We start from the raw sequence: 12,036 nt of genomic DNA on the forward strand, positions 1-12,036 counted from the left end.
GAATCTCGCTTGTCAAGCGTTTAAAACATAAAAAACGCCAATATTTTAAAGCGGATAATAACCACGGGGCTTCTTTTGCCTTTTTTTTATTTGGTAAATTTCTTAATGTTTATGGCTAAACGACAACCGTCATCCCGCTGCTTGTTAGCGGGATCTCTTGTTAGCGGCTGAGATACCGCGAATGAATCGCGGTATGACGTAGATTGCTGTCATTCCAGTGCTCCTTTTTTTGTCATCCCAGTGTCTGGGCACTGGGATGACAAGAAAGAGGCTACTTGGATGACACCCTGACAATCGTCATCCCGCTGCTTGTTAGCGGCTAAGGGATACCGCGAATGAATCGCGGTATGACGTAGGGATTGCATTAGCTATAATTCTTTAGTTTTCACTTTTCTTTTAACCTTGCAATGATATTTTCTTTGCCGATAAAAATTAATAGTTTAGCGAGCTCTGGTCCTGTTTCTGTTCCTGTTAAAGCTGAACGCAACTGCGTAAATAGGTTTTTTGCCTTTATATCCACTGTTTGTCGAATAGTTTTGACCCATTCTGACAACGTGTTTTCATTACAATCACCTTGGGGCAATGCATTGAACGCAATTTTTATAAGCTCCTTATCAAGAATCACAGGCTCTATATCAGATTTGCATATTTTCCACCACTTGGCCACCTCAGAAAACCTTTCTATATTGTTCCTTATAAAATACCAAAACTCTGAGGAGTCCACTCCAATTTGATTTAAACGGTCTTGCACCATTTCAAATGGCATTTGTTGCAGAACTTTGCTATTTAGCTTATATATTTCACTCAAGCTGAATTGTACAGATGCTGAGCTAAATTTTTTAATATTAAATGAATCAATCAAAGATTGCATACAGGCGCAAGCTTCAATTGGATTGGATGTTCCGAGCTTCACTAAATAACTAACTAGTGCCATCGGTTCAATTTCATCTTCTTTTATAGATTTGATATCTAGCACGCCGGCTCGCTTGGATATCTTGCTATCATCAAAATGTAGCAGAGAAAGGTGAGCAAATGTAGGGATTTTCGCTTTTAATGCTTTAATCATTTGGAGCTGAACTGCGGTATTAGTTACATGATCTTCCCCTCGTACAACATGGGTTACATTAAAGTCAACATCATCAATAACAGAAGGTAACATGTATGTGTAAATTCCATCTTCTCTTTTTACCACAGGGTCACTTATGCTACTGGTTGCAATATTTATTTCACCTTTAACTTCATCATTCCATTTAACAACCTCATTTCTATCCAACTTAAATCTAAAATGTGGTCTTCTTCCTTCTTGCTCATAACTAATTTTCTCTTGCTCAGTTAGAAGTAACGCGCTTCTGTCATATACAGGGGGAAGTCCTTGTTTTAACTGCAATTTTCGTTTAATGTCTAACTCTTCTCTTGTTTCATAGCATGCATAAATATGCCCTTCTTTTATTAACTGCAAAAACACCTCATTGTAACGCTCAAAGCGCTCTGATTGCTTGAAACTTGCATCCCAATTGATACCAATCCATTTCAAATCTTGTATGATATCATTTATATATTTGACATCTGAACGCTGAAGGTCAGTATCATCAAAACGGAGTAAAAATTTTCCATTTTGATTGCGTGTGTACATCCAACAAACCAAGGCAGTTCGTACGTTTCCTACGTGGAGGTAGCCAGTTGGGCTTGGAGCGAATCTTGTTAGCATTTAAATAGCAATATTGTTTACTCTAATTTATTTTAATTTTATATAAATATATGGCTAGAGCAAGCGAGGTCTGCTAATACAATTGAGCAAGAGAAGAATAAGTATGGCTATAGCATTGTGGCACCTTTGATATTTGATGGATTAAGACCATATGATAAATTCAAGAAAATTCACAGCTTGACGGCAAAGGCTAATGTAGCATTATATTGGTATCATGACTAACTTAGAAAAGATGAGAGAAAAACTGCAAGATCAAATAAATTATCATAATGTTTTGTATCACCAAAAAAATAAGCCAGAAATAAGTGATGCTGAATATGATGAACTGAAGAAAAAGTTAGCTGAAATAGAGCCAGAAATTTATGCGACACAAGATAGTGTTGGTGCTCCACCTGATGAGAGGTTTTCTAAGGTGGAACATCAAGAACCTATGCTTTCCCTTGAGAATGCTTATGATGAACAAGGTGTAGAGAAATTTTTGTCTAAAATAAAGAGGTTTTTAATTGAGGACAAAATAGAGATATTATGTGAACCAAAAATTGATGGGTTGTCGTTTTCTGCAATTTATGAGGATGGAAGATTTGTTAAAGCTGCAACTCGAGGTGATGGTTTTGTAGGGGAAGATGTCACTCACAATGTTGCAACAATAAAAGGCTTTCCTAAGTTTTTGCAAGGTGTGCAAGGAAGACTAGAAGTCAGAGGTGAAATATACATCAGTAACAGCGACTTTTTAAAGTTAAATGAAAACGATGAATTTGCCAATCCTCGAAATGCAGCCGCTGGTTCTCTAAAGCAATTGGATGCAAACATTACAGCAAGCAGACCTCTTAGATATTTTGCTTATTCTTTGATTGGTGGAGCAGAGAAAAGTCAAAGTGAGGTACTAAATAAGCTTGAGGCACTTGGTTTTTGCGTAAATGAGCATCAGTCCTTAACGAGTAGTTTAGATGGAATGCTGAAGTTCTATAATGAAGTCTATAACTGTCGCTATAACTTGGATTATGATATTGATGGAATAGTCTATAAAGTAAATGATTTGGTACTACAAAATCGTCTAGGGAATACTCACAAAGCACCGCGCTCAGCACTTGCATACAAGTTTTCTGCGGTTTATGCAAAAACAAAGTTAAACAAGATATTTATACAGGTGGGCAGAACAGGGGTTTTAACTCCAGTTGCAGATTTAGTGCCAGTCAATGTTGGTGGGGTGCTAGTTAGTAGAGCAAGTCTGCATAACCAAGATGAGATAAAACGTAAAGACATAAGAGAGGGAGATATTGTAACAATCAAAAGGGCAGGGGATGTAATTCCCCAGATCGTTGAAGTAAGCAGAGATTCTCGTCTTCCAAATACACCTGAATTTGTGTTTCCTGAAGTATGCCCTGAATGTGGTAGTAAAGTACGTCAGGTTGAGGGAGAGGCGGCAGTAAGGTGTCCTGAGGAATTTGCCTGTAAAGCTCAAATGATAGAAAAACTAAAGCATTTTGTATCGAAAGATGCATTTGACATTGTTGGCCTTGGTGATAAGCAGATAGAGTTTTTTTACGACCTTGGTCTGATAAAACAAATCCATGATATTTTTACTTTAGAAGAAAAATTGGATGAATTTAATCTGGAAGAACAGTCTGGTTGGGGCAAGAAATCAATAGCTCATTTATTAAATGCTATACAAAGCAGAAGGGTAATAACTCTAGATAGGTTTATATTTTCTTTAGGTATTAGATTTATTGGCCAAGTTGCAGCAGAATTGCTTGCAGATTATTATGTTTCTTATGATAATTGGTATAATTCGATGATTGAACTGTCATCAGATAATACTGAGCTAGTAGGTATAGACGGCATAGGAAAAAAAGTAGCTGAATCTTTGGAATCATTTTTTTCTAAGGAACATAACATCAAAATGTTAAATGATCTTACTGCTTGTCTTCAAATTCTTCCTGTGAGCTCCAACTCTAGTGACTCTGTTTTAAATAATAAAATTATAGTGTTTACTGGTAAGCTACTTGCTATGAGTAGAGGAGAGGCAAAAGTAAGAGCCAAAACTCTAGGAGCAAAGGTCAGCTCACATCTTTCTGCTAAAACTGACTACCTAATTGCAGGAGAAAAACCAGGATCCAAATATAAAAAGGCAGTGGAATTAGGTGTAGAAATTTTAGATGAAGACCAGTGGCATAAAGTGATAAGTTTGGGAGTGTTCAAATGAAACTTGGATTGTATATTAAATCAAAGTTGCAAGACTATTTAGAGAGTAGCCAATTCTTTCCATCCAAGAATCATTTTATTGACTTGCCTCAATTTTTCAACAGAAGGCAAGTCTTCTGTGCTGAGCGGTAGGCGGACAGTTTGATGTTCTATAAGACCAATATCATGCAAAAGTGCTTTAGTAGGTATTGGGTTGCTGGCAGTAAATAACGCTTCGCAAGCCTGTTGCCAGATATCTGCCTGAGGGTTCCTGCCATTGAGGCACTTCTTAACATATTCATGTGCTACATATGGCCAAACATTGGAAGCAACGGAAACCAGGCCAGGCGCACCATAAGCGGCCATATCGGATATCATATTATCATCTCCACAAAAGACCTCAATATTTGGTGCAACTTTCTTATACTGAGCTAAAGTATCAACAGTGCCACTTGAATCTTTGATAGCCCAAAATTTTTCGTGGCTGGATAAGTTGCGTACAGTTTCAGCGTGAAGATTTATTCCTGCTCTTGATGGAATATTGTAAAACATAACCGGCACATGTGCTTTCTCAAGCAGCTTTTCAAACCATAAAGTCTGCCCCATAATTCCGGGCTTTGCATAAATGGGAGTTGTCATTAGATAGCCATGAATAGGCATACCCTTGCAAAAATCAAGCCATTCAAGAGTCTGATATAGATTCACTCCTGGTACGCCAATTATAATTTTTGTATTTAATTTTAGCTCACATACAAATTCAACTAACTCGCGTTTTTCAGAATCAGTAAGCGATAGGCCTTCACCTGTGCTACCCAGCAACACTACGCCATTTTCAGCTTTAACTTGCATTGTCAGTAAACGCTGCAAACTGCTATAATCTATACTATCTCCATTGCAATTAAAAGGAGTAACACAAGCAGTCCATAAAAATGTAGATTTCAATTTAAATTGTTAAAATGGTATTTCATCATCGAGTAGTTCATCTTTTATATCGTTGTCAAAACTTTCGTGTTTATCTTTTTGTCCTGTTTCACCTTGTTTGTATTCACTTGGCTTGTAATCAGGATTTGGCGCACTATTTCGTGAATCCAAGAGAGTAAGAGCGCTATTAAAATTATATAGAACCACCTCTGTTGTGTATCTTTCACCACCGTTTTGGTCAGTCCATTTTCTAGTTCTCAAAGAACCTTCAACATAAACTTTACTGCCTTTACGTGCAAAATCTTTGACGATTTTTACTAATCCTTCACTAAAAATTACGATATTATGCCACTCTGTCTTTTCAGAGCGCATACCGGAAAGTTTGTCAGTCCAACTTTCAGACGTGGCTATTGAAAAACTTGCCATTTCTTTTCCATTTTGTGTAGTCCTAATTTCAGGATCTTTTCCTAAATTACCAACTAGTATGACTTTGTTTATGGTACCACCAGACATAATTATGCTCTAAATAAATCCTTTTATTATCTTATGTGAAAATACTATTGTCAAATTTAATTAAAAGTGCGCTTGGAGGGATTCGAACCCACGGCCTTTGCCTCCGGAGGGCAACGCTCTATCCAACTGAGCTACAAGCGCATATATATTTAAGTTATTTAATAGATAAGCCATCCAAGTCAAATTTTTGTTTTGGATAAAGCGTAAACATAATACTCCCATATCCAAAATATACATTTTGAGAATCATTCGCATGCTTTTTTATTGCTTTTTGATCTACGGTCCATACAAAAGTTACATAATTTTCAGTGACTGAGTGCACTTTTAAATCCTTAGTGTTTATAAACAACTTTCCATTTACCCATATTTTCCATGTATCGAGAGAAAGATATAAAATTGAGTCTAAACTCACTACCTTACAGTTGAAATTCTCCTCTTTCGCAGCTTTTGAAGACCATAAATTGAACTTTTCCATTTCATGAACCATTTTATTAACTGGCTCTTCATCAAAAAAAATGCTTTTTACGTTACTATATTGTGACAAAACGTCAAAGTCACTTTCCACTGCTTCTCTTATTATATCGTCCCGATCTGTATAGCTTAGTTTTTGATTGTTGATAAAGAAACACTCTTTTGCACGCAAATTTGCTATATCAATAAAATCGTCGATTTCTTGATTGCCAACTTTAAGAATACTTTCAAAATATCTTTTTTCTATCATCATTCCATACTGAGAATGATGACAAACCATTTCATCATTACCTTGTTTTTCTATATATACGCATAAATTTCCACTATTTAATCCTAATATTTTATGCTCAATAAAATCTTCATTGCCAATATATTGTCGGCAAGAATACTCCTTACAAATTTCTATGCTTTCTATGATATCTTCACAACTGCAATATGCATTAACATTGGAAATGAGTAGCGTAAAAATAAAAAACAGCTTTATGTTCATCACCTTATCTACTTAATATAGTATACCAATCAAAGACTATATTAGCTCTCACTATCTCTATCATATTACCATTCAAAATCTGATTCATAGTTGCAGCATCAATATTTCTCTGCTTATTTAAAATAAGAGATTTGATCATAACATAACCGGGCAGATTTGGAATAGACTGTAGAAATAAAAAAATATGCTTATCGCTGATTGAGCTTAAATTTAGGACCACTTCACTTTTTATTACTTTTGTGCGTTCACTTTTGTTGTGGAGCTCAACTTCTTCGGGTATAGAAATTGATATTTCAGGTTCTAATATATAGTACTTTTTATATAACTTGCTAAGCTCGAAATTTAAATTTGCAATGTATCTGCTACTATGTAAATTTGAAGAAGAAATTTTTTTCCATAAATCTAGGTTTTTATTTAGAACAACTTCCTTTTTTTGAATTCCAGTAATCTGTAAATTAATAGAACGTATTTTATCAATCGCAATTTGGTTTTTATTATAAATCTTTTCGTTATAGATAACAACATATGTTAATAACCCTATTAATCCAACAGATAATAACAAATACGATATAAACTGAATTGTAGCTTTTCTTTTTAATTGAGAGATAGTCATTAATCTACATTGCCTCTCCTATTTCAACATCAATAGATAGATTTTGCTCTTTAGCAGCAGGTAAGCTAGAAATATTAATGTCATAGGTACGAAAATTATCGTTTAAATTTTTTCGTAGTTTCTCGTATTGATGAGAAATATTTTTACCGGATTGAAAATTAAACTTTAAAGTTGTGGTAATATAACTTTTTGCCTCATTATAATTCCATTCAAATGATCGAAGCTCTATACCTGGTATTTTTAACTTTTCTACATACTTAACTTGTGTAAGAGGAGAGTATTCTATTTTTGATAAAATATTATTGATATTAATAAAATCATAAATTTCATCTATTTTTTTTACATTATAGCTTTGGCTAAGTTTTGTTAATTGGTTATTTAAGGTGTTCTGCTTTGCTGATAAATTATCAGCGACATTGAAATTTGAATACAAATTTAGTAAACAAAGGGTGTTTGTTATAACTAAAACCAGGGCGAAGTATAGAAAAATTCGAGGAGAGTTTAAATAAAGGTAATTGAATAGATAAAATTCTTTAGTTTCCTTTGTATTAAAAATAGCTGCTAATTTATTCTTAAAGCTATGAAACAAAATTATGGTATCGCAAAAGTTATCTTTTTCACTTATAGCTAGTTCTGCTCCTAATAGTTTGCCTAACTCATATGGAGTTAATATGTTCACACTGTTCTCTGAAAAATTTATGACTGATAAACTAGCTTTGATATCTTCTGACACTATGATACAAAGGTCGATAGGGTTATTTTTTTCAAACCCAAACTTAGTTAAGGATCGAATAGTATCTTGCACTTCCTGATATATTCCACCAGCGATAATTCCTGGTAAATTATCATTAGTAAATGATGTTAAGCGCGTAAATACCATTTTATTCTCTTTAAGAACCACTTGTCTATAGCCTCCCGTTTTAGTTGCAGCAACTATAATTTTCCAATTATTAGGATCTTTATGTAGAATCTTTTTTGTTATATTACTTATTTCTATAGGAAACATTAATATTCCCTTAAAGTTGGAGCCTATCTCAATAAACACATTCAACCAATATTCTACTAAATGCTTTGCTTTTGATGAAACAAGAAGATAGCACCAGTTTTGATTGAATTTGTTTGGCTTCTCAACCAAAAAAACTGAACTTATGTCATTATTACGAGAAAAATGCTCCATCTTTGTTTTTGCTGATAGATAGGCACTAATCTTGTTTGCCCTTGTAATAAACTGTAGCGAGTAATTTTGATCTGCATGATTAAGCAGCAGGTATAAAGGTGCTTTTTTATCTGACGAAAGACATGAAATTAAATCGGAAACTGCTTTATCGTTTTTGCCCTTAACAAAATACCTTTTATTTAAAGTATTATTTTTAAAATATAGTAACATTATGCCTTCTTCTCCAATAGAAAGCATAAACTTACTTTTGGATTTTGAACTAAACATATTAACAAAGCATATACTTATCTAGAATTAAAAAGGCAATTTATTGAAATTCATTAAACGTTAGAGGGAAATATTGTTATAAATTTTCGCAGCAACATTATTTATATTATAATTTTTTTATAAAATTACCACTAATATTAAGTTATTTAGATAACAAATTAAGAAAATTCATTAAGACGAATTTGTTGTTTTTCAAATTGTAGGTAAACCTAAGCCACTTTAGCTATATCTGCCGATTGACTTTAATTAATAAGAGTTATTAATCTATTTACTATTCTTGTAATATTATTTCTAATGGTAAAGAAATATATATTTTTCTGGAACAGTTGTTATTTCAGATACAGAATTTATTGTAAGTAAACTAACCATTTGCTGAAGAGCGCTCATCTTCTGTGGTACTTGATGATGGAGCAACTAATTTGCTCAAAATCTCATCTTTTGGTCCCATAGCGTAAATGACACCATCTGACATGAGGATCACCTTATCAACTACGGACAATAACGGTAGCTTGTGAGTGATGATAACAGTAGTAGTATTTTGTTTTCTTGCAATGCCAATTGCATTAATTAAGCATGCCTCTCCATTGCTATCTAAGTTAGCGTTTGGTTCATCAAGTACTAAAAGTTTTGTGTGACCATAAAAAGCTCTGGCAAGTCCAAGAAGCTGTTTTTGGCCGCCAGAGAGCGTTACTCCTCCAGGACCTCCTATTGTTGTATCATATCCATTTGGTAAGCTTAGTATTAGTTCATGTATTCCTGCAATTTTTGCTGCTTTGATTATTTCTTCAGGATTTGGATCTGGCCTCATGCGAGCAATATTAGCTTTGACACTAGTGTTAAATAACTCAATATCCTGAGGTAAGTAGCCAACATAATTACCAAAATTTTCTCGATTCCAAGTATATACATCAGCGCCATCTAGTCTGACTACACCAGATATTGGCTTCCATACACCAACAGTTAATTTTGCGATAGTGGATTTACCAGAAGCACTTGCACCAATAACACCAACTACATCTCCAGGATCTATAATGAATGATATTCCTTTTACTGTCGGCTTATTGCTTCCATAAGGAGTAAAAAATACTCTATCAAATTCCAATTTTCCTTCAGGTTCTGGTAGAGCCATCGTTTGCTCTCTTTTTGGCGATGTTAATATAAGTCTTTGTAGCCTTCCATATGACATTCTAGCCTGATTTAAAAACTTCCAAGTATGAACCGCAGCGTCAAATGGTGCTAATACTCTACCCATTAAAATTGAAGCAGCGATGATGCTACCGGCAGTCTTATGAGCTGTGATTGCAAGTAATGCACCTGTTCCAATTACTGATATTTGCAGAGTTGAGCGCAAAAACTTAGTGATTCCAGTAATTACATTAGAGCGATTTTGTGCTTTAATTTGCATTGCTCGATTCTGATCATTTCGTTTACACCAATCAGAGACTATGAATTCTGACATGCCCATAGCTTCAACCACTTCTGCATTTCTTGTTGCAACATCTATAGCATTGATATTCCGTATAGTTTCTTCGTTGGTTTCTTGTAATATTCGTTTAGTGGCAAGTTCATTCCATATTGCCATAGAGACTAATATAATAATTCCAGTAATAGCTATAAACCCCGTGGAGGTATGTATCATGAAAATCACAACAAGGTAAATTAACGACCATGGAGTATCAAACAGTGAGAATATACCATTTCCTGTAATGAAATTTTTTATCACTCCGAGATCTCGTATTGCTTCACCACTTGAAGTTGAGCTCTGCACTGACGTTAGCCTGATTGACCTTACTATCAGATCTGGTGTTGCAGTTTTATCGATCCAATCACCTATTTTTGCCATGGCTAAATATCGACAAGTTTCAAGCATTGCAGAACATGCAAATGCAGATAAAGTGATAATTGTCAGCATAGTTAGTGTTGATACACTTTCGCTCGATATCACCCGATCAAGCACTTGAGAGGTATAAAGTGGTAGGAATAACATTAATAAATTGATTCCCGCACTAAACCAAAAGATAAACCAAAATGCACTTTTGCATTTTTCTAGGCAAACATATAGAGTACTTTGCTTCAATTCTTTTTTTATTGATGGCGTAATTTCCACAATCTTCCTCTTAATTTGATTACATGCACCATATACAATTTTTATTACAAAAATATTAATAACGGTAGTTAGCTTACTTTAAGTGAGTAAAATATTAATATATGTGAATAGGAAATATAAACAATGGTAAAAAGAAGTATAGTTAATATTTCCTTCATTGCCTATAGCGAAGCTACGTCATACCGCGATTCATTCCATAGCTGTACGAACATTCATTTTTGAAGGTAAACTGCACAGCAAATGGTGTCATGAAAGTAGCTGACACTGGGATGGCTTTGTTGCATCGCTACTTATGAAAGGCTAACTATAATTAGGATTATAAGCAACTTATTGAAAATCTTGTTTTTTTGCAATCAATCTGATCAAATTTAAGAATAGTATAGCCTTTCTTATAATAGTCCGAATGCGATAAGATATGTGTTTATGGCTATAGCAGGCCAGTAGCATATTACGGTCTGTTCGGATTATTGTAAAAAGAGCTATAATTTGTTATTTATATTAATAAATTTAATTCTATTGAAAATAGCTAAAGCATTGAAATTCTTGAATTTTAGCCAGATTAGTGAGTGGTAGTGAAATTTCTTTTACTCAAATTTAGGTATTCACTGACCGTTCTTGTTATAAATACCAGAATAATAAGCTACTGATATTCTCCACCTTTTTTATCTTTAATCCATCATAGCTAGCGATGCAACAAAGCCCACCGATTCATTCTACTGCAACGCAGAAAATTCGTACAATTGTGCATAATGTGGGGCTTCTGGCTACATTTTTCTATTGAACTCACCTTTTCTCTATGTGACAGATTTCGTATTAAATTTTAAATTTAATGCGCCTAGATATACAAGCATTCCTAGCAAAACCATAGGTATAGAAAGCAACTGCCCCATAGTTAAATCAAGCCACAAATAGCCAATTTGATAGTCTGGTTCGCGAAAAAACTCAACGAAAAAACGTGCTATTCCATACCACATAACTGCAATACCAGTTAACGCACCGTGATACAGTCTTATTCTAGTTAAGAAAAACAGTGAATTTGCAACTGCAAAAAGTAGCAGTCCTTCAAAAAGTGCCTCATAAAGCTGGCTTGGATGATGCAGCAAATTATCACCACTCTCTGGAAATACCATACCCCATGGCATAGTTGTAACTCTGCCAAATAACTCTCCGTTTATAAAATTGCCTATGCGACCTAAAAATAAACCTATGGGAACTCCGCAAGAAACTAGGTCCAGTGCATAAAATGTAGGGATATTATGTCTTTTACACGAAATTATTACTGCAAGCAAAACTCCTATAGCACCACCATGAAATGACATCCCTCCTTCCCAGGTCTTCAATATCTCAATAGGGTTGCTTATATAAAGAACTGGATCATATATCAATACGTAGCCAAGTCTACCTCCAAGGATAATACCTACAATAGTGGCTGTTAATAACGAATCGTAAAAATTCTTAGTAAATATTTTTTGGTCATCTAGCTTATGTAAATACCAATATGCAAACACTATACCCAAAACGTAGGCTAAGGAATACCAATATATAGAAACAGGACCGATGCTGAAAATTACTGGATTTAAAGACATAT

At 34.4% G+C, this 12,036-nt stretch carries 10 protein-coding genes and 1 tRNA gene; 1 reads left to right on the plus strand and 10 read right to left on the minus strand.

The annotated features are described in order from the left end of the window. Positions 1 to 209 precede the first annotated feature (209 nt). Both AAGD90_RS05710 and gltX read right to left on the minus strand, forming a co-directional pair. Entirely contained in the window at positions 210 to 365 is a 156-nt protein-coding gene (locus tag AAGD90_RS05710; RefSeq protein WP_265014298.1) for a hypothetical protein, read from the minus strand. 20 nt (positions 366 to 385) lie between these two features. Beyond that, the gene (gene gltX / locus AAGD90_RS05715) at positions 386 to 1,708 is read right to left on the minus strand and encodes a glutamate--tRNA ligase (RefSeq protein ID WP_015589198.1); all 1,323 of its coding nucleotides are present in this window, start codon (positions 1,706 to 1,708) and stop codon (positions 386 to 388) included. A 214-nt stretch (positions 1,709 to 1,922) separates the two neighbouring features. Between gltX and ligA the strand changes: the two genes are divergently transcribed. Continuing rightward, the gene (gene ligA, locus AAGD90_RS05720; RefSeq protein ID WP_341821807.1) at positions 1,923 to 3,911 is read left to right on the plus strand and encodes an NAD-dependent DNA ligase LigA; all 1,989 of its coding nucleotides are present in this window, start codon (positions 1,923 to 1,925) and stop codon (positions 3,909 to 3,911) included. Between the two features lie 38 nt (positions 3,912 to 3,949). On the opposite strand, the gene dapA is transcribed toward ligA, so the two are convergent. The 8 genes from dapA to lgt all read right to left on the minus strand — a co-directional run bounded on the left by dapA (position 3,950) and on the right by lgt (position 12,034). Next, positions 3,950 to 4,831 (minus strand): 4-hydroxy-tetrahydrodipicolinate synthase, encoded by an 882-nt coding sequence (gene dapA, locus AAGD90_RS05725; RefSeq protein WP_341821808.1) that lies wholly within the window; start codon positions 4,829 to 4,831, stop codon positions 3,950 to 3,952. 9 nt (positions 4,832 to 4,840) lie between these two features. Further along, complete coding sequence (gene ssb, locus AAGD90_RS05730) at positions 4,841 to 5,323, minus strand: single-stranded DNA-binding protein (protein WP_155969077.1); 483 nt, start codon at positions 5,321 to 5,323, stop codon at positions 4,841 to 4,843. Positions 5,324 to 5,390: 67 nt separating this feature from the next. Then, positions 5,391 to 5,464, minus strand: a tRNA-Arg gene (locus AAGD90_RS05735). Positions 5,465 to 5,477: 13 nt separating this feature from the next. Further along, entirely contained in the window at positions 5,478 to 6,284 is an 807-nt protein-coding gene (locus AAGD90_RS05740; RefSeq protein WP_264329850.1) for a hypothetical protein, read from the minus strand. Positions 6,285 to 6,288: 4 nt separating this feature from the next. Next, the gene (locus AAGD90_RS05745) at positions 6,289 to 6,897 is read right to left on the minus strand and encodes a hypothetical protein (protein WP_065094800.1); all 609 of its coding nucleotides are present in this window, start codon (positions 6,895 to 6,897) and stop codon (positions 6,289 to 6,291) included. Positions 6,898 to 6,901: 4 nt separating this feature from the next. Further along, entirely contained in the window at positions 6,902 to 8,341 is a 1,440-nt protein-coding gene (locus AAGD90_RS05750) for a hypothetical protein (protein ID WP_341821809.1), read from the minus strand. 361 nt (positions 8,342 to 8,702) lie between these two features. Beyond that, positions 8,703 to 10,448 (minus strand): type I secretion system permease/ATPase, encoded by a 1,746-nt coding sequence (locus tag AAGD90_RS05755; RefSeq protein WP_015589192.1) that lies wholly within the window; start codon positions 10,446 to 10,448, stop codon positions 8,703 to 8,705. Between the two features lie 794 nt (positions 10,449 to 11,242). Next, positions 11,243 to 12,034: a prolipoprotein diacylglyceryl transferase gene (lgt, locus tag AAGD90_RS05760; RefSeq protein WP_010962823.1), complete on the minus strand. Its 792-nt coding sequence runs from the start codon at positions 12,032 to 12,034 to the stop codon at positions 11,243 to 11,245. Positions 12,035 to 12,036: the final 2 nt, after the last annotated feature.

This window comes from Wolbachia endosymbiont (group A) of Ischnus inquisitorius, from assembly GCF_964026985.1.
GTDB lineage: Bacteria > Pseudomonadota > Alphaproteobacteria > Rickettsiales > Anaplasmataceae > Wolbachia > Wolbachia pipientis.